Source organism: Arthrobacter sp. B6, from assembly GCF_001663775.1.
Taxonomy (GTDB): Bacteria; Actinomycetota; Actinomycetes; order Actinomycetales; family Micrococcaceae; genus Arthrobacter.
In genome coordinates this window covers 600357-625827 of record NZ_KV467168.1, presented here as the reverse complement: position 1 = coordinate 625827, position 25471 = coordinate 600357, and the positions used below count along the sequence as shown (strand labels likewise).

22 protein-coding genes and 1 tRNA gene are annotated in these 25471 nt (G+C 64.4%); 20 read left to right on the top strand and 3 right to left on the bottom strand.

Annotated elements, in window-relative coordinates; translation table 11 throughout:
* Positions 1-9 precede the first annotated feature (9 nt).
* The 4 genes from ribH (at position 10) to hisF (ending at position 2635) form a co-directional block, all read left to right on the top strand.
* Entirely contained in the window at positions 10-495 is a 486-nt protein-coding gene (ribH, locus tag AU175_RS02610) for a 6,7-dimethyl-8-ribityllumazine synthase (protein ID WP_066285599.1), read from the top strand.
* Between the two features lie 96 nt (positions 496-591).
* Positions 592-855, top strand: coding sequence for a phosphoribosyl-ATP diphosphatase (locus tag AU175_RS02605; RefSeq protein ID WP_028270786.1), 264 nt, complete (start codon positions 592-594; stop codon positions 853-855).
* Positions 856-946: 91 nt separating this feature from the next.
* On the top strand, positions 947-1807 hold the full coding sequence (hisG, locus tag AU175_RS02600) for an ATP phosphoribosyltransferase (protein WP_066285597.1): 861 nt from the start codon (positions 947-949) through the stop codon (positions 1805-1807).
* A gap of 51 nt (positions 1808-1858) precedes the next feature.
* The gene (hisF, locus tag AU175_RS02595; protein ID WP_066285595.1) at positions 1859-2635 is read left to right on the top strand and encodes an imidazole glycerol phosphate synthase subunit HisF; all 777 of its coding nucleotides are present in this window, start codon (positions 1859-1861) and stop codon (positions 2633-2635) included.
* Between the two features lie 83 nt (positions 2636-2718).
* On the opposite strand, the gene AU175_RS02590 is transcribed toward hisF, so the two are convergent.
* Positions 2719-3363 carry a TIGR03085 family metal-binding protein gene (locus AU175_RS02590; RefSeq protein WP_066290420.1) on the bottom strand — a complete coding sequence of 215 codons (645 nt, stop codon included), beginning with the start codon at positions 3361-3363 and terminating at the stop codon, positions 2719-2721.
* 112 nt (positions 3364-3475) lie between these two features.
* On the opposite strand from AU175_RS02590, the gene hisI reads away from it, so the two are divergent.
* The 11 genes from hisI to pyk all read left to right on the top strand — a co-directional run bounded on the left by hisI (position 3476) and on the right by pyk (position 18788).
* Complete coding sequence (gene hisI / locus AU175_RS02585) at positions 3476-3931, top strand: phosphoribosyl-AMP cyclohydrolase (protein WP_066285593.1); 456 nt, start codon at positions 3476-3478, stop codon at positions 3929-3931.
* Positions 3932-4054: 123 nt separating this feature from the next.
* Entirely contained in the window at positions 4055-5632 is a 1578-nt protein-coding gene (locus AU175_RS02580; RefSeq protein WP_066285591.1) for an anthranilate synthase component I, read from the top strand.
* Complete coding sequence (locus tag AU175_RS02575; RefSeq protein ID WP_066285588.1) at positions 5632-6267, top strand: Trp biosynthesis-associated membrane protein; 636 nt, start codon at positions 5632-5634, stop codon at positions 6265-6267. The genes AU175_RS02580 and AU175_RS02575 overlap by 1 nt, the downstream gene beginning before the upstream one ends.
* A gap of 142 nt (positions 6268-6409) precedes the next feature.
* Complete coding sequence (locus AU175_RS02570) at positions 6410-6697, top strand: HGxxPAAW family protein (protein WP_066285586.1); 288 nt, start codon at positions 6410-6412, stop codon at positions 6695-6697.
* Positions 6697-7518 carry an indole-3-glycerol phosphate synthase TrpC gene (gene trpC, locus AU175_RS02565; protein ID WP_066285584.1) on the top strand — a complete coding sequence of 274 codons (822 nt, stop codon included), beginning with the start codon at positions 6697-6699 and terminating at the stop codon, positions 7516-7518. The genes AU175_RS02570 and trpC overlap by 1 nt, the downstream gene beginning before the upstream one ends.
* A gap of 98 nt (positions 7519-7616) precedes the next feature.
* On the top strand, positions 7617-8942 hold the full coding sequence (gene trpB, locus AU175_RS02560) for a tryptophan synthase subunit beta (protein WP_066285582.1): 1326 nt from the start codon (positions 7617-7619) through the stop codon (positions 8940-8942).
* The gene (gene trpA, locus AU175_RS02555; protein ID WP_197497026.1) at positions 8939-9751 is read left to right on the top strand and encodes a tryptophan synthase subunit alpha; all 813 of its coding nucleotides are present in this window, start codon (positions 8939-8941) and stop codon (positions 9749-9751) included. Before trpB ends, trpA begins: the two co-directional genes overlap by 4 nt.
* Positions 9752-9756: 5 nt before the next feature.
* Positions 9757-10899 carry a prolipoprotein diacylglyceryl transferase gene (gene lgt, locus AU175_RS02550; protein ID WP_066285580.1) on the top strand — a complete coding sequence of 381 codons (1143 nt, stop codon included), beginning with the start codon at positions 9757-9759 and terminating at the stop codon, positions 10897-10899.
* A 262-nt stretch (positions 10900-11161) separates the two neighbouring features.
* The gene (gltB, locus tag AU175_RS02545; protein WP_066285578.1) at positions 11162-15775 is read left to right on the top strand and encodes a glutamate synthase large subunit; all 4614 of its coding nucleotides are present in this window, start codon (positions 11162-11164) and stop codon (positions 15773-15775) included.
* On the top strand, positions 15768-17225 hold the full coding sequence (locus AU175_RS02540) for a glutamate synthase subunit beta (RefSeq protein ID WP_066285576.1): 1458 nt from the start codon (positions 15768-15770) through the stop codon (positions 17223-17225). The genes gltB and AU175_RS02540 overlap by 8 nt, the downstream gene beginning before the upstream one ends.
* Positions 17226-17297: 72 nt before the next feature.
* Positions 17298-18788 carry a pyruvate kinase gene (pyk, locus tag AU175_RS02535; protein WP_066285574.1) on the top strand — a complete coding sequence of 497 codons (1491 nt, stop codon included), beginning with the start codon at positions 17298-17300 and terminating at the stop codon, positions 18786-18788.
* 101 nt (positions 18789-18889) lie between these two features.
* Here the strand turns inward: pyk and AU175_RS02530 are convergent, their stop codons facing one another.
* Complete coding sequence (locus AU175_RS02530; protein ID WP_066285573.1) at positions 18890-19495, bottom strand: ANTAR domain-containing response regulator; 606 nt, start codon at positions 19493-19495, stop codon at positions 18890-18892.
* Between the two features lie 204 nt (positions 19496-19699).
* Between AU175_RS02530 and AU175_RS02525 the strand changes: the two genes are divergently transcribed.
* From AU175_RS02525 to AU175_RS02510, 4 genes are all read left to right on the top strand, one after another.
* Positions 19700-19781 (top strand) — tRNA-Leu (locus AU175_RS02525).
* 86 nt (positions 19782-19867) lie between these two features.
* Entirely contained in the window at positions 19868-20998 is a 1131-nt protein-coding gene (locus tag AU175_RS02520; RefSeq protein ID WP_066285571.1) for a tyrosine-type recombinase/integrase, read from the top strand.
* A 102-nt stretch (positions 20999-21100) separates the two neighbouring features.
* Positions 21101-21373 (top strand): hypothetical protein, encoded by a 273-nt coding sequence (locus tag AU175_RS02515; RefSeq protein WP_156642164.1) that lies wholly within the window; start codon positions 21101-21103, stop codon positions 21371-21373.
* 182 nt (positions 21374-21555) lie between these two features.
* Positions 21556-22284, top strand: coding sequence for an HNH endonuclease family protein (locus AU175_RS02510; RefSeq protein ID WP_066285568.1), 729 nt, complete (start codon positions 21556-21558; stop codon positions 22282-22284).
* A gap of 367 nt (positions 22285-22651) precedes the next feature.
* Here the strand turns inward: AU175_RS02510 and AU175_RS21170 are convergent, their stop codons facing one another.
* Positions 22652-24355 carry a competence protein CoiA gene (locus AU175_RS21170; RefSeq protein WP_082978987.1) on the bottom strand — a complete coding sequence of 568 codons (1704 nt, stop codon included), beginning with the start codon at positions 24353-24355 and terminating at the stop codon, positions 22652-22654.
* A gap of 292 nt (positions 24356-24647) precedes the next feature.
* On the opposite strand from AU175_RS21170, the gene AU175_RS02505 reads away from it, so the two are divergent.
* Positions 24648-25448, top strand: a complete 801-nt coding sequence (locus AU175_RS02505; RefSeq protein ID WP_066285566.1) for a TIGR02391 family protein — start codon at positions 24648-24650, stop codon at positions 25446-25448.
* Positions 25449-25471 lie beyond the last annotated feature (23 nt).

Here is a 25471-nt window from a genome sequence, read left to right as displayed (position 1 = left end):
AACATACCCATGAGTGGCCACGGCGCACCCGATATCGACCTCACTACCCTCAACCCGGCGGAAACGTCGCAGCTTAGGCTGGCCATCGTGGCCGCCAGCTGGCACACCCAGATCATGGACGGCCTGCTCGACGGCGCACTTCGCGCGGCCAAGGACGCCGGAATCAGCGAGCCCACCGTGCTGCGGGTGCCCGGAAGCTTTGAGCTCCCCGTCGCTGCCGCGCGGCTGGCACCGCACTTCGACGCCGTGGTGGCCCTCGGCGTCGTGATCCGCGGCGGCACACCGCACTTCGAGTACGTCTGCCAGGCGGCGACGACGGGGCTGACCGACGTCAGCGTTGCCACCGGCGTGCCGGTGGGCTTCGGGGTCCTGACCTGCGATACCGAGCAGCAGGGCCTTGACCGCGCCGGGCTGCCCGGATCCAGCGAGGACAAGGGCCACGAGGCCGTTACCGCTGCCCTGGCCACCGCCGTCGTGCTCAAGCAGTACACATAGGCCGCTGACGGGCGCGTTGTGTCTTCACTCACATCGCGCCCGTCATGCAACGGCCCGACAGGCGCCCTCCGGCCCGCAGCAAGTAGGCTGTAGGGCGTGAAGAATTTCGAGACGCTGTTCGCTGAACTGAGTGAGAAGGCAGCCACCCGCCCGGCAGGCTCCCGCACCGTCGCTGAATTGGAGTCCGGAGTCCACGGCATCGGCAAGAAAGTCGTGGAGGAAGCAGCCGAAGTGTGGATGGCTGCCGAGTACGAATCCGATGAAGCCGCGGCCGAGGAAATCTCCCAGCTGCTCTACCACCTGCAGGTTTTGATGCTCGCCAAAGGCCTGACCCTGGAAGACGTCTACAAGCATCTGTAGCCACTGCTGCAGCTGCGGCCAGCCCTGTCTGCCGTGCTCCAAGTGGCCCCGTTTGCCTGATCAACAGACCTCCCAACCAAGAAAGACCCCCATGCTGCGAGTAGCCGTCCCCAACAAAGGCTCCCTGTCCGAAGCCGCCTCCGCCATGCTGTCCGAAGCCGGCTACCGCCAGCGCCGGGACACGCGGGAACTGGTCATGGTGGACCCGGACAACGACATTGAGTTCTTCTTCCTCCGCCCGCGTGACATCGCCGTCTACGTCGGCCAGGGAACGCTCGACGTCGGCATCACCGGCCGCGACCTCCTGCTGGACGCCGAGGTGGAGGCTGAGGAGCTACTCCCGCTGGGCTTCGCCGCGTCGACTTTCCGTTTCGCAGGCCCCGTGGGCGACTTCGCCAGCGTCGAAGCGCTTGAGGGCAAGCGCCTGGCCACCAGCTACGACGGACTGCTCCGCGGCTACCTCGCGGGGCTCGGAATCAAAGCCAAAGTAATCCGCCTCGACGGCGCCGTTGAATCCTCCGTGCGCCTGGGCGTCGCGGACGCCATTGCCGACGTCGTCGAAACCGGCAACACGCTCAAGGCCGCCGGGATGGAGATCTTCGGAGAACCGATCCTCAAGTCCGAGGCAGTGCTGATCCGCCGCACCGGAGAAGGCGGCGCCGCGAACGGCACCGCCAAGGAAATTGAGGTCCTCATCCGCCGCCTCCAGGGTGTCCTGGTGGCGCGCCAGTACGTCCTGATGGACTACGACATCCGCAAGGAACTGGTGGAGCAGGCAGCAGCACTGACCCCCGGCCTGGAATCGCCCACCGTCTCGCCGCTGCGCGATTCGGAATGGGTGGCCGTCCGCTCGATGGTTCCCAAGAAGGAAACCAACCGGATCATGGACGAGCTTTACGACCTCGGCGCCCGCGCCATCCTGGTCAGCAGCATCCACGCCTGCCGCATCTGAGTTGCCGCTTTTCGGTAGCGCCGTATCCACCAGAGAATTCCAGGAGTACCCATGGCTGTAGCTGTACGAGTCATTCCCTGCCTCGACGTCGACGCCGGACGCGTCGTCAAGGGCGTCAACTTTGAAGGACTCCGCGACGCTGGTGACCCCGTAGAGCTTGCGCACCGCTACGACAACGCCGGCGCCGACGAGCTGACCTTCCTGGACGTCACTGCGTCCTCGGGCAACCGTGAAACCACCTTCGACGTGGTCCGCCGCACCGCCGAGGAAGTCTTCATCCCGCTGTGCGTGGGCGGCGGCGTCCGCGGCGTCGCCGAAGTGGACAAACTCCTGCGTTTCGGCGCCGACAAGGCCTCCATCAACACAGCCGCCGTCGCCCGCCCGGAAGTCATCGACGAAATCACCCGCCACTTCGGCTCGCAGGTGCTGGTCCTCTCGGTGGACGCCCGACGCACCCGGCCCGGTTCCGAGCCCACGGCGTCAGGCTTTGAAGTCACCACCCACGGCGGCCGCACCGGCACGGGCATCGACGCCGTGGCCTGGGCCAAGGAGGCGGCAGACCGCGGCGTAGGCGAAATCCTGCTGAACTCCATCGACGCCGACGGCACCAAGGACGGCTTCGACCTGGAGCTGATCCGCCTGGTCCGTGCCGCGGTGAAGGTTCCGATCATCGCCTCAGGCGGCGCGGGGGAGCCAGCGCACTTCGCGCCGGCCGTTGCCGCCGGAGCCGACGCCGTGCTGGCCGCATCGATTTTCCACTGGGGCCCGGACGACATGATGTCCCAGGTCAAGCAGGCCATCCGCGAAGCTGGCTTCGAGGTCCGCTGAAGCGCGTTCCAACCCAACTAAGTCGCAGCTGATGTCGTTATGAGGGCTCAAAACGACACCTGCTGCTACTTAGTTGGGGAAGCCTAGAGGCCCACTTCTGCGGACTGGAGCAGCGCGACGGCGTCGGGCTGGCCTTCGAACGTGACCAGCGCGTGGCGTGTCCGGCCGTGGGCGTGCATCAGCAGCTCGCCGGGCTCCCCGACGATTGCCACCGAAACAGGGGCGCGCTTGGCCACGTGCCGCGGGCCCGATGGGCGGACCAGGACAATGCCGAGGTCCACGCCGCGGTACAGGATGGCGGCTCGCTTGATGAGCTCGTCCCACAGCGCCTCGGAGTACGCTTCGTCGAGTGCCCGCGGTGCCCAGCGGTCCACGGCGCGGCGGACGTCCTCAGTGTGGACGAAGTACTCAATGAGGTTGGAGCTTTCGTCCAACGCCTTGATGTTCATGGGGGACAGTGCCGGCGGACCCGCCCGGAAGGTGTTCACCAGGCGGGTGTAGTCATCGCCGGTCTTCAGCTTCGCAGCCAGCTTGGCGGTGGCCTTGTCCGACGCCCTGGACAGGCTCTTGATGATGAGGCCCAGCCCTACGGCCGCCTTGCGTTCGCGCAGGTAAAGGTGCGCGGCAAGGTCCCTGGTGCGCCAGCCCCTGCAAAGGGTGGGGGCATCAGGGCCAGCCGCCAGCAGGGTTTCGGCCAGGACTTCTCGGGACGGGTCGACGAAATGCATCACTTGTGAAACTAGCACGACAGCGGGGGAGTTGGGCAGCAGAACCGCCAGCCCCAATGTGCGGTTCTTCACACTCCGGCGGGGGCTGTGGGGAGGCACTAGACTTGGTCTGATGTCTGAGCAGCCCGCCCCCGCCCGAGCCCCCGGTTCGCCCCTGTCCGCACCTGCTGCGGCCGCCCCGGCGGCGACGCCTGCTGGCGCGCCCGAAGCCAGCCCGCTTCCCGTCGAAGTAGCCGCTGCACTGAAGCGGGACGGCGCCGGGCTGGTGGCCGCCGTCGTGCAGCAGTTCGATACCAACGAGGTGCTGATGCTCGGCTGGATGGACGACGAAGCGCTGCACCGCACCATGACCAGCGGCCGCGTCACGTTCTATTCGCGCTCCCGCCAGGAGTATTGGCGCAAGGGCGACACGTCCGGCCACGTCCAGTGGGTCAAATCCGTGGCCATGGACTGCGACGGCGATGCGCTCCTGGTGCGTGTGGACCAGGTTGGCGCCGCCTGTCACACAGGCAGCCGCACCTGCTTCGACGGCAGGGGCCTTGAGGTGCGGACGGGCACGGCCCTCTGACCGGCGTCCCTGGAAAAGGCTTCACGGAACGCGGGACCGGCCCGCATCCCTACATACTTTCGGCAGCATACAACTGACGCCCTCCACCCGGCGTCGAACCAGAACAGGCGGAGAAGCATAGCCATGCAGGACCTTGGAATCATCAGCCCGGGCCTCGAGGAGTTCCGCGAACTCGCAGGCAGCAGCCGTGTCATTCCCGTCCGCCTCAAGGTGCTGGCGGATGCGGAGACACCCATTGGCCTCTACCGGAAGCTGGCCCAGGGCCAGCCCGGAACGTTCCTGATGGAGTCGGCGGCGGTCGGCGGGACGTGGTCCAGGTACTCGTTCATCGGCGCCAGGTCGCGCGCGACGCTCACCACCAAGGATGGCAACGCGCACTGGCTGGGACAGCCGCCGGTCGGTGTGCCCGTGGATGGCAATCCGGTGGACGCCATCCGGGACACCATCGAAGCCCTCCGCACGGACAGGTTCGACGGGCTGCCCCCGTTCACCTCCGGCCTGGTGGGGTTCCTCGGCTGGGAAACCGTCAGGCACTGGGAACGGCTGACCAGCCCGCCCGAAGACGACCTCCAGCTGCCCGAAATGGCACTGAACCTGGTCACCGACATGGCCGTGCATGACAACGTGGACGGCACGGTCCTGCTCATCGCCAACGCCATCAACTTCGACGGCAGCTCCGACCGCGTGGATGAGGCCTGGCACGACGCCGTGGCCCGGGTTAAAGCCCTGCTGACCCAGATCAGCACGCCCGTGGCCCAGCCGGTTTCCGTGCTGGAGCCCGCTGCGCTCGATTTTGCCTCCAGCGTGCAGGAACGGTGGGACGAAACGGACTACCTCGCCGCCCTGGACCGCGGCAAGGAAGCAATCGTCGACGGCGAAGTCTTCCAGGTGGTGATCTCCCGCCGCTTCGAGATGGAGTGCCGCGCGTCGCCCCTGGACGTCTACCGGGTGCTCCGCAACACCAACCCGAGCCCGTACATGTACATCTTCAGCCTCGAAGACGCGGACGGCCGGGAATACTCCATCGTCGGCTCCTCACCCGAGGCGCTTGTGACCGTGACCGGCCAGGAAGTCATTACCCACCCGATCGCCGGCTCCCGCCCCCGCGGCAAGACCGTCGAAGGGGACAAAGCCTTGGCCGAGGAACTCCTGGCGGACCAGAAGGAACGCGCAGAGCACCTGATGCTGGTGGATCTCTCCCGCAACGACCTCTCCAAGGTCTGCGTGGCCGGGACGGTGGACGTCACCCAGTTCATGGAAGTGGAGCGGTTCAGCCACATCATGCACCTCGTCTCCACGGTGGTGGGCACGCTGTCACCGCAGGCCAAGGCCTACGACGTACTGAAGGCCACCTTCCCGGCGGGCACCTTGTCCGGCGCCCCGAAACCGCGGGCGCTGCGGCTGCTCGACGAACTTGAGCCCCACCGCCGCGGCATTTACGGAGGCGTGGTGGGCTACCTGGACTTCGCCGGCGACATGGACATGGCCATCGCCATCCGCTCGGCGCTGCTCCGCGAAGGACGTGCCTACGTCCAGGCCGGCGGCGGCATCGTGGCGGACTCCGTCAACCCCACCGAGGCGCTGGAAACCGTGAACAAGGCCGCGGCCCCGCTGCGGGCCGTCCACACCGCCGGTTCCCTGCACAACATCTCGGCCGAGACCATCCCCGACGCCGGAACCACAACCCAGGCGGGCGCCTGATGCCGGTTCCGGACGTCACTGCCGGCAGCGCGTCCAAGGCCGCAGGAACCCCGGCCTGGGCCCGCAAGTCCACGCTGGTGCTGCTGGTTGCCGTGCTGGCCCTGGCGGTGTTCGGAACCACCACGCAGACCTGGATCACTGTCACACTCGACCCCAACCAGGTGGGCCAGGCCGGCAGCGCCCAGACCGCGCTGCAGGTTCAGGGGAGCAAGGCTGCCACCGCGGTGACGGCGCTGGCGCTCGTCGCCCTCGCCGGCGGCCTGGCTGCTGCCATCGCCGGACGGATCGCCCGGTGGATCATCACGGCCATCATCGTGCTGGCATCAGCCGGCATCGTCGGGGCGGCAGCCACCGTGCTTGCGGACCCACTGGCAGCCGCGCAAGGCTCCATTGCCGCCGCCACGGGTGTCACCGGAAGCAGCGCCGGGGTGACTGTGACCGCCTTCCCGGCGATCGCCGTCGTCGTCGGTGTCCTCCTGGCGCTGGGCGCCCTGCTGATCATTCCGGCGGGCCGGTACTGGAAGTCGCGGACAAAATACGACGCGCGGACAACGGGCAGCGCCGCAGCCACCGCCGGGCCGGTGGACGAGATCGACAGCTGGGACCGTCTTTCACGCGGAGACGACCCCACCTGACCGCACCAAGGTCGACGGACCGTCGCGGACGGTCGCCGGATCCGCGCCTGATCCGGCAATTGCCCCTCTGCGGGCAGCCGATAACGGGGTCCCGGCCAAAAAATGGCAGAATGTAAGCAGTATTGATCCTGAGGAGATTCACATGAGCAAAGCACCCGCGTCCGCGTCCAAGTCCGCCACGGAATCCGCTGTCCACCACGGCGTTGACCACAGCCAGGAACTCGGCCACGGCAACAGCCCGGCAGCCTGGACCTGCGTGATCGTGATGCTGGTCGGCGCGCTGGTCTGCTCCATCGCGTTTGTCATTGCCAACACCCCGATCTTCATCGCGGGCGCAGCAGTGATGGTTCTCGGCCTGATTCTGGGCTTCGTCATGCGCAAGGCAGGCTACGGCGTCGAAGGCAGCAAGCTGAAGAACTCCGGCCACTGATGGCGACTGTTCTCGATGACATCAATGCCGGTGTCAGGGAGGATATGGAGGCCAGGAAGCGCCTCGTGTCGCTTGCGGAACTGAAGGACCTGGCGTCGGCCGCTGCTCCGGTCCGGGACGCCTGGGCCGCGCTTGGCGGTCCTTTGGACCCCCGGGACCAGCTGAAGGTTATCGCCGAAATCAAGCGCCGCAGCCCCTCCAAAGGCGACCTGGCTGCGATCGCGGATCCTGCATCGCTCGCCGAGCAGTACGCCGACGGCGGCGCCGCAGTCATCAGCGTCCTCACCGAGCAGCGGCGCTTCCACGGTTCCCTCGCGGACCTCGACGCCGTCCGCGCCCGTGTGGACGTTCCGCTGCTGCGCAAGGACTTCACGCTCGACGAGTACCAGATCTGGGAGGCCCGCGCCCACGGCGCGGACCTGATCCTGCTCATCGTCGCAGCCCTTTCGGACGGCCAGCTCCAGGAATTCAGCTCGCTCAGCCGCGAACTCGGCATGAACGTGCTGGTGGAGACCCACACGGAAGAGGAAATCGAACGGGCGGTGGCGGCGGGGGCGCGCATCATCGGCGTGAACGTGCGCAACCTCAAGACGCTCGACGTCGACCGTTCAGTTTTCGCCTCCCTCGCCGGGATGATTCCCGCCGAGGCGCTGGTCATCGCAGAATCCGGGGTGCGCGGCGTCGACGACGTCAGGCACTACGCTGCCAGTGGCGCCAACGCCATCCTGGTGGGCGAGGCCCTGGTCAGCGACTCAACGCCGCGGGAGCGGATCGCCGAATTTACCGCGGCTGGTGCCGCTGCCATCGCCGCACGCGCGTAGCGCCGGCTCCATCCCGTCCCATCCGGCTTCGCACGCAGCCGCGGACAGGATGCCGCATGACAACTCATTAGTGAAAAGTGAACAGGATGGTGAGACTGATGGCCGAAGCGCCGACAGCCGGCTCTGACGAAGGCTCGGTGGATGCATTCCTGCAGGGCGGCTCCCTCAAGCACGCCCCGGGACCCTACTTCGGCTCCTACGGGGGCCGGTGGATGCCCGAGTCACTGATCGCGGCCCTTGACGAGCTTGAGGACACGTTCGAGAAGGCGAAGGCTGATCCTGACTTCATCGCCCAGATCGCCGAGCTGAACAGGAACTACTCCGGCCGGCCCTCACTGCTGACCGAGGCCAAGCGCTTTGCCGAACACGCCGGGGGAGTGCGGATCTTCCTCAAGCGCGAGGACCTGAACCACACCGGCTCGCACAAGATCAATAACGTCCTGGGCCAGGCACTCCTGGCCAAGCGCATGGGCAAGACCCGCGTCATAGCCGAAACCGGCGCAGGCCAGCACGGAGTGGCCAGCGCCACCGCCGCAGCGTTGCTGGGCCTGGAATGCGTTGTCTACATGGGCGCGGAAGACTGCCGCCGGCAGGCCTTGAACGTGGCGCGGATGGAACTCCTCGGCGCCACGGTGATCCCGGTCACCAACGGTTCGCAGACGCTCAAGGACGCCATCAACGAGGCGCTCCGCGACTGGGTGGCGAACGTCGGCAACACCCACTACCTGCTGGGCACTGCCGCCGGCGCGCACCCGTTCCCGGCAATGGTCCGCTACTTCCACGAGGTTATCGGCGAGGAGGCCCGCGCCCAGATCATCGAGCAGGCCGGCCGCCTTCCCGACGCCGTCTGCGCGTGCATCGGCGGCGGCTCCAACGCGATCGGCATCTTCCACGGCTTCCTGGATGACCCGTCCGTGAAGATCTACGGCTTCGAGGCAGGCGGCGACGGCGTCGAAACCGGCCGGCACGCGGCCACCATCACGCTGGGCAAGCCCGGTGTGCTGCACGGCGCCCGCTCCTACCTCATGCAGGACGACGACGGCCAGACCATCGAGTCCCACTCCATCTCCGCAGGCCTGGACTACCCGGGCGTCGGCCCGGAGCACTCCTACCTCGCCGACATCGGTCGGGTCAGCTACGAGCCCATCACGGACAGCGAAGCCATGGAGGCCTTCCGGCTCCTGTGCCGCACCGAGGGCATCATTCCCGCCATCGAGTCCTCGCACGCCCTCGCCGGCGCCATCAAGGTAGGCCAGCGGCTGGCGGCGGAAGCGGGTGACGCAGGCGGCGCTTCGGAGAAGATCGTGATCGTGAACCTGTCCGGGCGCGGTGACAAGGACGTGGCCACCGCAGCGGAGTGGTTCGACCTGCTGGACAAGGATTCCGCAGAGGCCGCCATCGGCAAGGAAGGGGAGCAGCTGTGACCGGGGTTCAGAACATCAGCAGCACCAGCAAATCGGCAGTCGCCATCGACAAGGCCCGCGCAGAAGGACGGGCGGCCCTGATCGGATACCTGCCCGCCGGGTACCCCACGGTTGAGGACACCATTGCCGCCGGCATCGCACTGGCCCGGAACGGTGCGGACCTGATCGAAATCGGCATCCCGTACTCGGACCCGGTCATGGACGGCCCGGTCATCCAGGCGGCCACCACGGAGGCGCTGGCCAAGGGCTTCGCGGTCCGCCAGGTCTTCGACGTCGTTGCCGGCATCACCAGCCAGACCGATGCCGCCGTTCTGGTCATGACGTACTGGAACCCCGTGGTCCGGATGGGCGTGGACGAGTTCTCGCGCCGCCTGGCCGAGGCCGGCGGAGCCGGCCTGATCACGCCCGACCTGATTCCGGACGAAGCCGCGGAATGGATGGAAGCGTCCGACAAGTACGGCCTGGACCGGGTGTTCCTGGTGGCGCCGTCGTCGTCCACGGAGCGCATGAAGCGCACGGTGGAGGCCAGCCGCGGCTTTGTGTACGCCGTCTCGATCATGGGGGTCACGGGCGCCCGGACCTCGGTCAGCTCTGCGGCCAAGGGCGTCGTGGCAGCGGCCAAGGAAGCCGGCGCCGAGCGCGTCTGCGTCGGCCTTGGCGTCTCAACCGCTGAGCAGGTGTCGGAGATCGCCGCGTATGCCGATGGCGTGATCGTGGGCACCGCCCTGGTGTCCGCCATCAGGGATGGCGGTGTGGAAGCTGTTGCCAGCCTGACCAAAGACCTCAGCACCGGACTGACCAGGAAGTAGCCCTCATGCAGACCCTCCTCCACGCCGCGGCCATGGTGCCGGCCAGCATCCCTAGCCCGGACTGGTCCGGCTTCGACATCCCGCTGCCGTGGGGTTCGCTGCGCATCCACGCCTACGCCCTCTGCATCCTGGCGGGCATCATCGTGGGCCTGTGGCTCACGTCCGTCCGCTGGGCGCGGCGCGGCGCACCGGAGGGAAGCGTCTGGGACATCGTTATCTGGGCCATCCCGTTCGGCATCATCGGCGGACGGCTCTACCATGTGGTGTCCTCTCCGGATGCCTACTTCGGCCCCGGGTTCGACGGCACCGGGGACCTGTGGCTGATCCCGCAGATCCAGCGTGGCGGCCTGGGAATCTGGGGCGCCGTGGTGCTTGGCGTTGTGGGCGCCTGGATCGGCTGCCGCCGGTCAGGCGTAAAGCTCACCGCCTTCCTGGACGCCGCGGCTCCCGGGCTGCTGCTGGCCCAGGCCGTGGGCCGCTGGGGCAACTACTTCAACCAGGAACTCTTCGGCGGGCCCACCACGCTGCCATGGGGCCTGCAGATCGATGCCGACAACGCCAACTTCCCGGCCGGAGTGCCGGCAGACACCCTGTTCCACCCGACGTTCCTGTACGAGTCGCTGTGGAACATCGCGGGCGTGCTGCTTCTCCTGGCCCTGGACCGCAGGTTCCACTTCCGCCGCAGCCGCCTCTTCTGGCTGTACGCCATGTATTACACCCTGGGCAGGGTCTGGATCGAAGCCATGCGCATAGATGACGCGGAGCAGATCAACCTCTTCGGCATCACCGCCCGGCTGAATGTCTGGACCAGCATCCTGGTCTTCGTGGTGGCGCTGGTTGCCTTCATACTCCTGGGAAGGAAGGGAAAACCCCAGCCTGACACCGTCTATCTGGACGGCCGGGAACCCACAACTGACCAGGTTGGCGGGGACGCAGAGCCGGTCCGTGATACGGACCCTGTTGTCTCAGATAGTGAATCGCGTGATAATCTCCCTGATAACCAAAGCGGTTCCAGGCGCCCTTCCACCCCAACGGAAGAGGAGCAGGAAACTTCGGCAGGCGGGCAGTCCCTTAAGGACTCACCGGCGGCCGGAAGGTCCGGCAGCAAAGCCGCAGGAACCGCGCCGGAGGCTGGCAGCACGAAGTAGCCAGCCGGCAAGCAGGGTCGCAGAGCCACCGCTCGCAGCGCCCAAACACCACAGCGTCGTGGCATCGGGACAGCCCGGACCAGCATAGAGCTGCCGGCCGGTCAATCCCGGGTCGGGGGCCTGCGTAACTGTTAGTTCAGCAGGCCGTGCTGACCTACAATTTCCAGTAGTAACACTTTGTTGCGCCCATCACAGTGGCGCCGACGAGTGGGGCCAACGGTGTCCCTTCCATACGCACGATCAGGAGGAAGGACGTCTCCCCATGAGCCAAACTCTTCACACTCCCAGCTGGTCCGAACCGGACAAGCCTGAGGCTGCCATGTCGCCGTTCAAGCGATTTGCTGCCCTGCCGGAGGCGCGTGGCCTGTACAACCCGGAGCAGGAGAAGGACGCCTGCGGTCTTGCGATCATCGCCACCCTCCGCGGCGAGCCCGGCTATGACATTGTCGACGCCGCCCTGACCGCGCTGCGCAACCTCGAGCACCGCGGTGCCGTGGGCGCCGACGAGGGAACCGGTGACGGTGCCGGCCTGCTGATGCAGATCCCCGACGAGTTTTTCCGTGCCGTTAGCGAGTTCGAACTTCCCGCGCCCGGGCAGTACGTTGCCGGAACGGCCTTCCTGCCCGCCGAGCAGCGCGAAGCCGATGCCGCCAAGGCAGGCATCGAAGGCCTTGCCGCCGACGAAGGCCTGAAGGTGCTGGGCTGGCGTGAGGTGCCCATCGTTGCCGACCTCGTCGGTGCCATGGCCCGCGCCTGCATGCCCTACTTCTCCCAGCCGTTCCTGGCCCCGGCCACCGGCGAAGAGCTGGACCGCAACGAGCTGGACTCCCGCGCCTGGCGGATCCGCAAGCGTGCCCAGAACAAGTACGGCGTGTACTTCCCCTCGCTGTCCTCCCGGACCATCGTCTACAAGGGCATGCTCACCACTGCCCAGCTGGAGCCGTTCTATCCGGACCTCTCGGACAAGCGTTTCAAGACCAAGCTGGCGATCGTTCACTCGCGCTTCTCCACCAACACGTTCCCCTCCTGGCCACTGGCCCAGCCGTTCCGCACCATCGCCCACAACGGTGAGATCAACACGGTCAAGGGCAACCGGAACTGGATGCGCGCCCGCCAGTCCCAGCTGGCCAACCCGCTGCTGGGGGATGCGCCGGAGGAGCTGTACCCGATCTGCACCCCCGGTGCCTCCGACTCCGCGTCCTTCGACGAGGTCGCCGAACTGCTGTGGCTTTCCGGCCGCCCCATCACGCACTCCATCATGATGATGATCCCCGAGGCCTGGGAAAACCACGCCACCATGGATCCGGCCCGGCGTGCGTTCTACGAGTACCACTCGCTCCTGATGGAACCGTGGGACGGCCCCGCCGCCGTGTCTTTCACCGACGGCAATTTGGTGGGCGCCACCCTGGACCGGAACGGCCTCCGCCCCGGACGTTACTGGATCACGGAGGATGGCCTGGTGGTCTTCGCCTCCGAAGTCGGCGTGATCGACGTCGAAGCCTCCAAGGTGGTCAAAAAGGGCCGCGTTTCGCCGGGCAAGATGTTCCTGGTGGACACCGACGCCGGCCGCATCATCGACGACGAAGAGGTCAAGGCAGAGGTGGCCGCGGCCAACCCCTGGGCCGAGTGGGTCAAGGACAACCTGATCGACCTCAACGACCTCCCCGAGCGCGAGCACGTGGTCCACACGGCTGCCTCCGTCAACATCCGCCAGCGGACGTTCGGCTACACCACCGAAGAGCTCAGGATCCTGCTCGGCCCGATGGCCCGTACCGGCGCCGAGCCGCTGGGCGCCATGGGTTCGGACACCCCGGTGGCAGTGCTCTCCAAGCGGCCCCGGCTCCTGTTCGATTACTTTGTGCAGTCTTTCGCGCAGGTCACCAACCCGCCGCTGGATGCCATCCGCGAAGAGCTGGTCACGTCGCTGACCTGCGCCATCGGCCCGAACGGCAACCTGCTGGACACCAAGCAGGTCCGCCAGCCCCAGGTCTCCCTGCCGTTCCCGGTGATCAACAACGACCAGCTCGCCAAGATCGCCAACATTGAGACGCCCGACGGCGACCGCATAGCCATGAAGGTCCGTGGCCTTTACCGTCCCGAAGGCGGCGAGAATGCGCTGCGTGCCCGGCTCACCGAAATCTGTGAGCAGGTCTCCGGTGCGATCAACCGCGGTGTGCAGTACGTTGTGCTGTCCGACCGCGACTCGAACGCCCAGTGGGCCCCGATTCCTTCGCTGCTGCTGGTCAGCGCCGTGCACCACCACCTGCTGCGCAGCGCCAACCGCACCAAGACCGCCCTGGTGGTCGAGGCCGGCGACGTCCGTGAGACGCACCACGTTGCTGTCCTGATCGGCTACGGCGCCTCTGCCGTAAACCCGTACCTGGCCATGGAATCCGTGGAGCAGCTCATCACCTCCGGCGACGTCGTTGGCGTCACGCCGCAGGACGGCGTCTACAACCTCATCAAGGGCCTGGGCAAGGGTGTCCTGAAGATCATGTCCAAGATGGGCATCTCCACCGTGGCGTCCTACACCGGCGCCCAGACGTTCGAAGCCCTGGGCCTCGGCCAGGAACTGGTGGACGAATTCTTCGCCGGCACGCATTCCCAGCTGGGTGGCGTTGGGCTGGACGTCATCGCAGCAGAGGTTTCCGCGCGGCACCAGATGGCCTACCCCGAGGGCGGCATCGAGCAGCCGCACCGGCCGCTGCTGGGCGGCGGCGAGTACCAGTGGCGCCGCGACGGCGAGCCGCACCTCTTCAACCCGGAGACTGTGTTCCGCCTGCAGCACGCCACGCGTGAGCGCCGCTATGACATCTTCAAGGCGTACACCAGGGGCGTGGATGACCAGTCTGAGAACCTGATGACCCTGCGCGGGCTCCTCAAGTTCAAGAACGACCGTCCCGCTGTCCCGCTGGAGGAGGTCGAGCCCGTTTCCAGCGTCGTCAAGCGCTTCTCCACCGGTGCCATGAGCTACGGGTCCATCTCCAAGGAAGCCCACGAGACCCTCGCGATCGCCATGAACCAGTTGGGCGGCAAGTCCAACACCGGTGAAGGCGGCGAGGACGTTGACCGCCTGCTGGACCCGAAGCGCCGATCTGCCGTCAAGCAGATCGCGTCGGGCCGGTTCGGCGTCACCAGCCTGTACCTCAGCAACGCCGACGACATCCAGATCAAGATGGCGCAGGGTGCCAAGCCCGGCGAAGGCGGCCAGCTGATGGCGCAGAAGGTGTACCCCTGGGTCGCCCGGACGCGGCACTCGACCCCCGGCGTCGGACTCATTTCCCCGCCCCCGCACCACGACATCTACTCCATCGAGGACCTCGCGCAGCTCATCTACGATGCGAAGCGCGCCAACCCCTCGGCCCGCGTGCACGTCAAGCTCGTCTCCGAAGTGGGGATCGGCACGGTTGCCGCCGGTGTCACCAAAGCCAAGGCCGACGTCGTACTCGTCTCAGGCCATGACGGCGGCACGGGTGCCTCCCCGCTGAACTCGCTGAAGCATGCCGGTGTGCCGTGGGAGCTGGGGCTCGCAGAGACCCAGCAGACCCTGATGCTCAACGGCCTGCGCGACCGTGTGGTGGTGCAGGTGGACGGCCAGCTCAAGACCGGGCGCGACGTCGTCATTGCCGCTCTGCTCGGTGGCGAAGAGTTTGGTTTCGCCACGGCTCCGCTGGTGGTGGAAGGCTGCATCATGATGCGCGTCTGCCACCTGGACACCTGCCCGGTGGGTGTTGCGACGCAGAACCCCGAACTGCGGGCCCGCTTCACCGGCAAGCCCGAATTTGTGGTCAACTTCTTCGAGTTCCTGGCCGAGGAAGTCCGCGAGATCCTCGCGGAACTTGGGTTCCGGAGCATCGAAGAGGCCATCGGCCACGCCGAGGTGCTGGACGCCCGTGAGGCGATCAACCACTGGAAGGCAGACGGCCTGGACCTGGACCCGATCCTGCACGGACTCGAGTTCGACGACGACGCACCGCTGCGCAACCTGACCTCGCAGAACCACGAGCTGGACAAGCACTTCGACCAGCGACTGATCACGATGGCCACCGAGGCGCTGACCGACCGCAGCCCCGTGAAGATCGCCGTGGACGTCATCAACACCGACCGCTCGGTGGGCACCATGCTGGGCCACGTGGTGACCAAAACGTTCAGCACCGACCTGCTGGCCACCGACACCATCGATATCACGCTGACCGGAACCGCGGGACAGTCGCTGGGCGCTTTCCTGCCCGCCGGCATCACCTTGCGCCTTTTCGGCGACTCGAACGACTACGTGGGCAAGGGCCTCTCCGGTGGGCGGATCATCGTCCGGCCGGACCGCACCAACGTATTCAAGGCAGAAAGCAACGTCATTGCCGGCAACGTGATCGGCTACGGCGCCACCAGCGGCGAGATGTTCCTGCGCGGCCAGGTGGGCGAACGCTTCCTGGTCCGCAACTCCGGCGCCACGGCGGTTGTTGAAGGAATCGGCGACCACGGCTGCGAGTACATGACGGGCGGCCAGACGCTGATCATTGGCCGCACCGGACGCAACTTCGGGGCTGGCATGTCCGGCGGCACCGCGTACGTGCTGGACCTGCAGGCAACCCGGGTCAACAAGGATGCCCTGCAGTCAGGCGAACTCCAGCTCGTGGCGCTCGACGCCGAAGACCGTGACATCGTCCACGGCCTGCTGGTCAAGCACGTCGAGGAGACGGAGTCGCTCCACGCCCAGCGGTTGCTGGAGAACTTCGACGACACTGCTGCCCGCATTACCAAAGTCTTGCCGCGCGACTACGCGGCAGTCCTGCAAACCCGTCTCGACGCCATCGAAGAGGGCCTTGACCCTGACGGCGAAGAAGTATGGTCTCGAATCCTGGAGGTGACCGGTGGCTGATCCACGCGGATTTCTGAAAGTACGCCAGCGTGAAACCCAGCCGCGCCGTCCGGTCCCGGTCCGCATCATGGACTGGAAGGAAGTGTACGAGGCCCAGGAAAAGGGTGTCCTGAAGGCACAGGCCGGCCGCTGTATGGACTGCGGCGTCCCGTTCTGCCACCAGGGCTGCCCGCTGGGCAACCTGATCCCGGAGTGGAACGACCTCACGTGGCGGGACAAGGGCGAAGAAGCGATTGAGCGGCTCCACGCCACCAACAACTTCCCCGAATGGACCGGACGGCTCTGCCCGGCGCCATGCGAGGCGTCGTGCGTGCTGGGGATCAACCAGCCTGCGGTGACCATCAAGCAGGTTGAAGTCTCCATCATCGATGAAGCCTTCGAAAACGGCTGGGTCAACCCGCTGCCCCCGACGCGCCTGACCGGAAAGACCGTTGCCGTCGTCGGCTCCGGCCCTGCCGGCCTGGCCGTTGCCCAGCAGCTGACCCGCGTGGGGCACACCGTTGCCGTCTACGAGCGCGATGACAAAATCGGCGGGCTCCTCCGGTACGGCATTCCCGACTTCAAGATGGAGAAGGAGCAGGTTGACCGCCGCATCGAACAGATGAAGGCGGAAGGCACCCGGTTCCGCACCGGCGTCGCAGTCGGCACCGACGTGACGTGGGAGCAGCTTCGCCGCCGCTACGACGCCGTCGTGATTGCCACCGGTGCTACCGTTCCGCGGAACCTGCCCATCCCGGGCCGCGACCTCGAAGGCGTGCACTACGCCATGGACTACCTCGTGCCGGCGAACCGCGTCGTGGCGGGGGAGACCGTCGAGAACCAGATCCACGCCAGGGGAAAGCATGTGGTGATCCTGGGCGGCGGCGATACCGGTGCTGACTGCCTCGGCACCGCGCACCGGCATGGAGCAGCGTCGGTGACCACCCTGGCGATCGGCAAGCAGCCGCCGTCGGAACGGGCCGGACACCAGCCCTGGCCCACGTTCCCCACGCTGTTCGAAATGGCCAGCGCGCATGAGGAGGGCGGCGAACGCACGTATCTCGCCTCCACCGTGGAGTTTGTGGGCGAAGACGGCCAGCTCACCGGAGTCAAGGTTGCCGAAACGGAATTCGTTGACGGCAAGCGGCTGCCCAAGGCCGGTACCGAGCGGATCATTCCGGCGGACCTGGTCTTCCTGTCCCTGGGCTTCACCGGCGCCGAGCCTGCGGGCATCAGCGAACAGGTCAGCGCCGAATTCGACGGGCGCGGCAACGTATCCCGCGACGGTTACTACATGACCAACACCGAGGGCATCTTCGTGGCCGGCGACGCCGGCCGTGGGCAGTCGCTCATTGTGTGGGCCATCGCCGAAGGCCGGGCATGTGCCGCCGCCGTGGACAAGTTCCTCATGGGCAGCACCATCCTGCCTGCCCCGGTGGCCCCGACGGACCGTGCGATCGCGGTTCTCTGACACCCGTTCAGTTCGCCGCGGGTTCACCTCCACAACAACTTAATCCATGCAGCAAACTACTAGGGTAGGTATATGAGACGCGCAAAAATTGTGGCCACTTTCGGCCCGGCCATCGCCAGTTATGAGAACACCCTCGCGGTACTCGAAGCCGGCGTTGACGTAGCCCGGATGAACATGAGCCACGGCGATTACTCCGTGCATGACAACACCTATGAGAACGTCCGCAAGGCAGCGGCAGACCTGAGCAAGCCGGTGGCCATCATGGCTGACCTGCAGGGTCCGAAGATCCGCCTGGGCCGCTTCGTGGACGGTCCGCACGACCTGTCCGAGGGCGACACCTTCACGATCACCACCGAAGACGTTCCGGGCACGAAGGACATCTGCTCCACCACGCTCAAGAGCCTCACCGAAGACGTCAACGTGGGCGATGCCCTCCTGATCGACGACGGCAAGGTGGCACTGCGCGCCATCGAGGTGGACGACGTCAAGGTCGTCGCCACCGTGACCGTGGGCGGCATGGTGTCCAACAACAAGGGCATCAACCTGCCCGGCGTTGCTGTCAATGTTCCGGCGCTGAGCGAAAAGGACGAGGACGATCTCCGCTGGGCCATGCGCCGCGGGGTTGACCTCGTTGCCCTCTCGTTCGTCCGCGACTCCTCCGACATCGTCCGCGTGCACGAGATCATGGACGAAGAAGGCCGCCGCGTACCGGTCATCGCCAAGATCGAAAAGCCGCAGGCCGTGGACCAGCTCCACGAGATCATCGACGCGTTCGACGCGATCATGGTTGCCCGTGGCGATCTCGGCGTTGAGCTTCCCCTCGAGGAAGTGCCGATCGTGCAGAAGCGTGCCATCGAACTGGCTCGCCGCTGGGCCAAGCCGGTCATCGTGGCCACCCAGGTGCTGGAGTCCATGATTGACAACCCGCGCCCCACCCGTGCAGAAGCCTCGGACTGCGCCAACGCCGTGCTCGACGGTGCAGACGCCGTCATGCTCTCCGGTGAGACCAGCGTGGGCAAGTACCCGATCGAAACCGTGAAGGTCATGGCCCGGATCATCGAATCCACGGAGGTCCACGGACTGGAGCGCGTTCCCCCGCTGGGGACCAAGCCCAAGACCCGTGGCGGCGCCATCACCCGTGCCGCCGTCGAAATCGCCGACCAGCTGGAAGCGAAGTACATCTGTACGTTCACCCAGTCCGGCGACTCCGCACGCCGCCTTTCGCGCCTGCGTCCCATCAAGCCGGTCTTCGCGTTCACGCCGGTGGAGCATGTGTGGAACCAGCTGGCGCTGACCTGGGGCATCCAGCCGGTGCTGGTCCCCATGGTGGGCCACACCGACGAGATGACCGCCCAGGTGGACCGCAGCCTGCTGGAAATGGACCTGGTGGAAGACGGCGACCTCGTGGTCATCGCTGCCGGTTCCCCTCCCGGAAAGGCCGGTTCCACGAACTCGCTGAAGGTCCACAAGGTGGGCGACCTCGCCGACACCACCGGTCCGGGCGACGCCGCCGGAAACAAGGAAAAGCTCGGCCCCTGGCCGGAAAAGAAGAAGAAGTCCTAGGCTTCTGACAGCGAAAAGGACCCCTGCCGATTGCGGGGGTCCTTTTGCTTGTGGTCTGGTGATGGGGCTTGCCGGGTCACCGGCCGGCCCCATCGGGGCTGCTAGTTGACCTGGTTGATGATGGTCTCGGCAACCTCGCGCATGCTGAGGCGGCGGTCCATGGAGGTCTTCTGGATCCAGCGGAACGCTTCGGGTTCGGTGAGGCCCATCTTGGTGGTCAGCAGGCTCTTGGCGCGCTCCACGAGCTTACGGGTGGCGAACTGCTCCTGGAGGTCCGAGACCTCGCTTTCGAGGGCCTTGATTTCCTCGTGCCGGGAGAGTGCGATCTCCAGTGCCGGTATGAGGTCTGCGGGGGTAAAAGGCTTGACCACGTAGGCCATGGCGCCGGCGTCGCGGGCCCGCTCCACGAGTTCCTTCTGGCTGAACGCGGTCAGCAGCACCACGGGGGCAATGCGGGCCTTGACGATCTTCTCGGCGGCGGAGATGCCGTCCATCACGGGCATCTTCACGTCCATCAGGACGAGGTCCGGCTTGAGTTCCTCTGCGAGCTGCACGGCCTTCTCGCCGTTGTCTGCCTCGCCGACAACCTCGTAGCCCTCACCGCGCAGGATCTCGATGATGTCGAGGCGAATGAGAGTTTCATCTTCAGCCACAATGACGCGGCGCGCCGGCTGGGACGTGGGGTTTGACTCCGTCTGTTCAGTCACGGGATCTCCTTGAAAAGGTACGGCGGGAACATCACTATCTTAGGTGGGCCCGCGGCTGTACTTTGATCTGCATGGTCAGTTGCGGCGTCAGCGGCGCGATTCTGGAATTCAGCCTATCTGCATGTAGAGTAATTCCGCGTACGTGAAGTGATCGCGTTGCTCACAATCAGCTGTGGGCGTACCCTGATGCTCCATGTATTCCGCGCCCGAGTGGCGGAATTGGCAGACGCGCCGCACTCAAAATGCGGTATCGAAAGGTGTGTGGGTTCGAGTCCCACCTCGGGCACAGTGTTTCCGCAGGTCAAAGGCCTGTCGGGCGGTTGAGTGTGTACAAAACCACCAAAAGTGTGTACACGAGCGTAACGTTTTTCTATGGCCAGCATCGCTACACGCACCAAAAAGGACGGGTCCAAGTCCTACATGGTGCGTTGGCGGGATCCGAAAACCCGAGCATCGCAAGGCCTCACCGTTGGCACCCTTGTTGAAGCTGAGACGCTGAAGCGGCTCCTGGACGCCAATGGTCAGTCCTTCGAAATCGCACAGCATGCCATCCTGTCGAACGAGAAGCGCACGCCGACAGTGGCTGAGGTCATTCAGGAACACATCGACCTGCTGATCCGCCCATCCAGCGGAACCACGAAGACCTACCAGACCATGCTGGACCTGCACATCCGGAACGTTATTGGCCATGTACCGGTGGACAGGCTGGACTATCGACTGATCGCGCATTGGGTGAAGTCCATGATGGCCAAGGGCAAGGCGCCGAAGACCATCCATAACGTGCACGGCCTGATCTCGGCCGCCATGAATACCGCAGAGATGCTCGGATACATTGCGAGGAACCCTTGCCGCGGCGTGCAGCTTCCCGGGATTGAAAAGGCCGAGGATGAGGCCATGTTCCTCACTCATGCGGAGTTCAGCCTCATCATGGAGGGGATGGGGGAGCGGTACAAGGCCTTCACCAACTTCCTGGTGATGACCGGCACCCGATTTGGCGAGGCCACCGCCCTTACTGTCGCTGACGTCGACCTGCTCTCGAAACCGCCCACGGCCCGGATCAACAAGGCATGGAAACGGGACGGCCAGAACCAGTTCTACATTGGGGCGACGAAGACAGGTGCCGGCAAGCGAACCATAGGGTTGAACCCTGCGCTGGTGGAATTGCTGATTCCGTTGGTGGCGAGCAGGCCAGGGAGGGAACTTGTGTTCACGACGCCTAAGGGTGAGCGCATCATCCACAAGCTCTACTGGCACCACTACTGGGTTCCTGCCGTTCAAACAGCCCAGGCTATCGGCCTCACCAAGAATCCGCGGATCCACGACCTGCGGCACACTCACGCGTCCTGGCTGATCCAGGATGGTGTGCCCTTGTTCACCATCTCGCGCCGGCTCGGGCACGCCTCCACGCGGACTACAGAGCAGGTGTACGGGCACCTGATGCCGGAGGCGCTTCAGGCGGGGGCTGACGCTACGGAACGCTCGGTGACAGCTTTCCTTAGGTGACGGTTGGGCGGCGCGATGCCTCTGGCTACTTCCGGTCATGTCGATGGGATTGACTGGCGTCTATGGAAGTAGCAAATAAGCTCCTTCCCGATGGAGGTTTCCATGGAGATCGAATTCTTCGAACCCGCAGAAGCTGCCGCCCTCATGCGCTGCACGGAGTCATGGCTGCGTGATGGCGCCACAAGCGGACGCTTTCCCCACGCGTGCTGGGGAAAGGGAAAGATCATCTTTACTTCGGAACACATTCTAGAAATCGCGAAGTTGAGTGAAATTCTCCCCGACGCTACTCGACCCCCGCTCTCACCCAGTCGCCCGGTGACGAAGGAACGACTCATCGGTACCCGCTCGAAGGTCAGACTGGCCAATGCGAACTGAGCAGGGTGACGTTTCGCATCCCGGCAACGTTTGGAACGAATGAGCCAGCGAGTGGCCATCTGGAGCGGATCACGCCGGAGTCTTAAGGCGTCGACGTGTCTGGCCGGTGCCACGTACACGCTTACAGGCGGCAGGCATTGGTCGAAGCTAGCGTGGAACAATCGCCAACAACCAAGAGGACAATGAAGACGACCTTTTCTCCCGCCAAAGTACTGACCGCTGTCACCGCCTTGGTGTTGGCTGGGTCATTAGTAGGTTGCGACGCTGCAGCTGACGCTCTAGGGGTTATTGAGTCTGCTCAGGGTAGTGCTACTGATGGGCCTGCCCCGCTGGACCCGGCCGCTGCCAGTGACGCCGCCGACGCCCTTGTACAACTGGAGGGCATTCCGGTGAAGGGGCGCGCCCCAAAGACCGGTTACACCCGCGATGAGTTTGGACCGGCTTGGGCCGACGTTGACCGCAACGGCTGCGACATCCGCAACGACATCCTCGCCCGCGACATGGCGAACGAAACGTTCAAGACGGGCACCAACGACTGCGTGGTCATAACAGGAACCCTGACCGATAAGTACGCAGGCACCACGATTACCTTCGCGCGCGGCCAGGACACCAGCTCCGATGTCCAGATCGACCATATTGTTCCCCTCAGCGACGCCTGGCAGAAGGGTGCGCAGCAGTTGAGCTCGGACCAGCGCAAGGAATTAGCCAACGATCCGCTGAATCTCATGGCTGCCGACGGGCCCACCAACAGCGCCAAGGGTGACAACGACGCAGCAACGTGGCTTCCGCCGAACAACGCTTTCCGATGCGAGTACATCGCCCGCCAAACTGCCGTTAAGGCCAAATACAGGCTCTGGGTTACCCAGGCGGAGCACGACGCGATCATCAGCATTCTAGAAGGCTGCAAATAGACCCGTTGGTCCAAGGAGCGAACTAACCGATCTACGATTTTGGCGCGTTCTACGAAGGTGCGCACCCTAGAAAGGGGATCATCTCCATAGCGCTGATGGTTTTTCCATTCCCGCTACCCCTCGTATCCCACAATCGGGCTCTCACTATCTCAGGGTGGCTTTCAGCGGAACCTGCCGTTAGACACGAGTCTGGAAAGGTGACGGATTTCAAGAACGACCCGTTTCTGCCCCTGCAATACGAGCTTTGGGCTGCAGCCGGTGATGCAGGTGCTCACAGCTGCTTGTACGCAGCCCAGACAGGCAAGTCAATAACGACCGGTTTGACCTGTATTTGGCAAGCCTCCAAAAAAGTCTGTGAATCGCAGAGCTATTTGGCTTTCTTTTTCGCACCGTTCAGTGGTCGATGCGGAGGGTTTCCCTTTGGGTAGCGCTCGCCCAACAGGTCCGGGAGATTGTCATGGAGCCCCTGTCTCCGACGGGCAGCTGAAACGTCTAGAACATGGCCGTTTTCGAGGAGGCTCACTGCAATGAATAGGGCATTGGCTAACTCCTTCAACGTCATGTATTCCACAGGCTTCACTCCAGGCATCTCCGTCACTTTGTTGGGGGAGTGACTCCTAGCCGCCAGCACTCGAAGGCGGGCTTCTGACCAGCTTTCCTGCTGTGCCGGCTGTCTGGGAGCCTTGTCCACCTCGCTATTAGGTGGGATTGCAGGGCGTGATTCTGGTGCAGGTCCTCCTGCGGTTGGGGCCATCGCAGCAGGCGGCGACTGCTTGGGGCGTGGCTGCCTTTGTGCCGCCTTGGCTGACCTCTGAAGACGGTTGCTGTTTGCCGCACTTCCTGAATTACGCGACTGCGGCCCGGTCATTGCCCCTGCCGCCGCCCTTGCCCCTTTCGGAGGAATGGGAGAAAGCACGTCAGTGAGGAGTTCCCGGCTGTGCCAGACTCGTGCGACCTGACCATCAGGAAATGATGCGGCAGTTGGGTCTTTGGGTGACTGGCTACAGAATCCGATGCCATGATCTCTACACATATGTGTGGCCCGTAAGGCCGAGGCCTTCAGCGGGATGGGTGCAGGCTCTGGAATGACATACTCGTGCCAGTTTCGGATTTCCTCCGTCATGGGAATGTCGCCCTGGAGGTAGCCGCAAGAGGGGCAGGTGTAGCCGAGGTAGGCGTGCCCGGCTGCATTGCTGTTCTTCATGCGAAGTGGTGCTGGTCTGGCCAAGTCGCTTTCGGCATAGAGGGCTTTGAGGATGACCGGCCAGGCGGCCTTCTCAGCGCGGTCTTCCAGGTGCAGTCTGCCGAAGTACTCTGCTCCTACGGTGCCCCTTAGACCGCACCGTGTTTCGATCTGGACGCGCTCAAGACGGCAGATCGTCATCCATGCTCGGCATTCGCTGCGGAAGCACTTCTTCATGCCGGTTGAGATGCTGAATGCAGTGACGGTGGCGTCTATGAATTGCAGATGGTGTCCGGTTAGAGCGCTGCGGATGGCTGAGGCTAGCTCTACATCTCCGCCCGGTTCACCGAGGTTGGCTGTCGGGGTTTCGATGATGACTTTATCTGGGGAATCTACGATCACATAAGACGGGACTCCGGCTGCATTCTGCCTGTTGAGTGGTGCGACAAGCCAGATACATTCGAGGCCAGACGCTTTGTAGCGTTCTTGCCGCCGGACGAATTCTGCCGGTTGCTGCGGGGAAAGCTGTATCTCGATGGCGACTCGTCGTCCATCTTTTTCCGCTAATACGTCCGCAATCCAGCTACGCTGGGGGCCAGCGTATTCGAGATTGGCAGTCCATCCGCACGCTTCTACAGCAGCTTCCACCGCGGCCTTTAGCGCCAGGTGTTCAGGACTTTCTGGCCCACCTGCATGAATTGTGCAATCAGTGCCAGGCTTATGTGCGAAGTACTGAAAACCGAGTTTGGATGTCTTGGGGACACCAGGTTGACCGCAGGTCATTGTAAGAGTTCGTTGCTTATAGACCGACTTGAGAACGGCCCATTCATCTGCTGAAAGCTGATGGGCCTCGGTCCTCGAACCATTGAGATGTGCAACGAGCGGCATAATGTTTTCCCCAGAACCTGGCCAGATCGTTCAGCCTTCTATGGATTCCGGCGTGAACGTGAACGACTGGCTAGCCAACCTAATTGCAGACAGTGTGACACCAGCCACTGACAGAATTGTGGATGCGAGGGAGCCACGTCGTCGTCTCAGTCTCAAAGAAGTGGGATGCACAAGCCATTGGCTATGAAGTTCCACGTCTGGAGCTTGACGGCGCTATTGCGCTGTAACGGTCTAGACGTCTCCGCATGCGAGGATGGCTCTCAGTTCCGATGATTTTTGTAGAGGAGAATTCGTGGCTGGACTGGACGTTCAGTGGGCTGAACAAGAAATTGACCAGTTTCTGCAGGTGACGACTCAGGTCAGTCCTAACCAGTCGGGTTCGGGTGTCTATTACATGGGAACGGTTATGCGCGGATCGCAGAGTGCGGCGAGCGAAGCAGCCGTTGTGGTCGAGCAGATTCTGGATCGCGTGTTGCCGGCAGGCTGGGCCAGTGGTCGGCCGAACCCGGACACCAAATATAGGTGGCTGCGAGACCAAGCTTCGAGAGCGAAAGCCTTGCTGAAGAGGGCTGATGAGATCGCCCAGCGTCTTGGGGACGGTGCGCCGGAGATGAACGCAAGCGCACTACATGAATGGGCGTGGGGCAGTGGCAAAGCGTTCTGGCACACGGGTCATTTCCACCAAGCTGTAATGCAGGCGGCTATCCGAGTGAACGCAGAAACGCAAAACAAAGTTGGACGCAAAGACGTTTCTGAAACGAAGCTATTCAATGAAGTTTTCAGCCTCGAATCCCCCAAAGTTGGTGCGCCCCGTTTGCGTCTAATGAAGGATGATTCAAGCGATACCTATAAAAATCTTCACAGGGGTGCCCGCGCGTTGGCAGAGGGACTTTACGCCGCTATTCGTAACCCTGGCATGCACGAGCCTGCAGGGCCAACGGATGAGCATTTGGCGCTGGAACAGCTGGCTGCGTTCAGCATTCTTGCGCGCTGGGTTGATCAAGCCGAGCTCGAAACCTACCCAGCAGAGGCTTGCCGGGGAGTGCAGGCCAATCGTGTCCCGTTACCAGGGAAGTGGGACACGTTCCATTAGTGTGATGCCCAATGTCTCAGCCT

Excerpts from the sequence above, each read along its gene's own strand:
- ribH (WP_066285599.1), top strand. The coding sequence starts at position 10 with ATGAGTGGCCACGGCGCACCCGATATCGACCTCACTACCCTCAACCCG.
- hisG (WP_066285597.1), top strand. The coding sequence starts at position 947 with ATGCTGCGAGTAGCCGTCCCCAACAAAGGCTCCCTGTCCGAAGCCGCC.
- hisF (WP_066285595.1), top strand. The coding sequence starts at position 1,859 with ATGGCTGTAGCTGTACGAGTCATTCCCTGCCTCGACGTCGACGCCGGA.
- AU175_RS02590 (WP_066290420.1), bottom strand. The coding sequence starts at position 3,363 with ATGCATTTCGTCGACCCGTCCCGAGAAGTCCTGGCCGAAACCCTGCTG.
- hisI (WP_066285593.1), top strand. The coding sequence starts at position 3,476 with ATGTCTGAGCAGCCCGCCCCCGCCCGAGCCCCCGGTTCGCCCCTGTCC.
- AU175_RS02580 (WP_066285591.1), top strand. The coding sequence starts at position 4,055 with ATGCAGGACCTTGGAATCATCAGCCCGGGCCTCGAGGAGTTCCGCGAA.
- AU175_RS02575 (WP_066285588.1), top strand. The coding sequence starts at position 5,632 with ATGCCGGTTCCGGACGTCACTGCCGGCAGCGCGTCCAAGGCCGCAGGA.
- AU175_RS02570 (WP_066285586.1), top strand. The coding sequence starts at position 6,410 with ATGAGCAAAGCACCCGCGTCCGCGTCCAAGTCCGCCACGGAATCCGCT.
- trpC (WP_066285584.1), top strand. The coding sequence starts at position 6,697 with ATGGCGACTGTTCTCGATGACATCAATGCCGGTGTCAGGGAGGATATG.
- trpB (WP_066285582.1), top strand. The coding sequence starts at position 7,617 with ATGGCCGAAGCGCCGACAGCCGGCTCTGACGAAGGCTCGGTGGATGCA.
- lgt (WP_066285580.1), top strand. The coding sequence starts at position 9,757 with ATGCAGACCCTCCTCCACGCCGCGGCCATGGTGCCGGCCAGCATCCCT.
- gltB (WP_066285578.1), top strand. The coding sequence starts at position 11,162 with ATGAGCCAAACTCTTCACACTCCCAGCTGGTCCGAACCGGACAAGCCT.
- pyk (WP_066285574.1), top strand. The coding sequence starts at position 17,298 with ATGAGACGCGCAAAAATTGTGGCCACTTTCGGCCCGGCCATCGCCAGT.
- AU175_RS02520 (WP_066285571.1), top strand. The coding sequence starts at position 19,868 with ATGGCCAGCATCGCTACACGCACCAAAAAGGACGGGTCCAAGTCCTAC.
- AU175_RS02515 (WP_156642164.1), top strand. The coding sequence starts at position 21,101 with ATGGAGATCGAATTCTTCGAACCCGCAGAAGCTGCCGCCCTCATGCGC.
- AU175_RS02510 (WP_066285568.1), top strand. The coding sequence starts at position 21,556 with ATGAAGACGACCTTTTCTCCCGCCAAAGTACTGACCGCTGTCACCGCC.
- AU175_RS21170 (WP_082978987.1), bottom strand. The coding sequence starts at position 24,355 with ATGCCGCTCGTTGCACATCTCAATGGTTCGAGGACCGAGGCCCATCAG.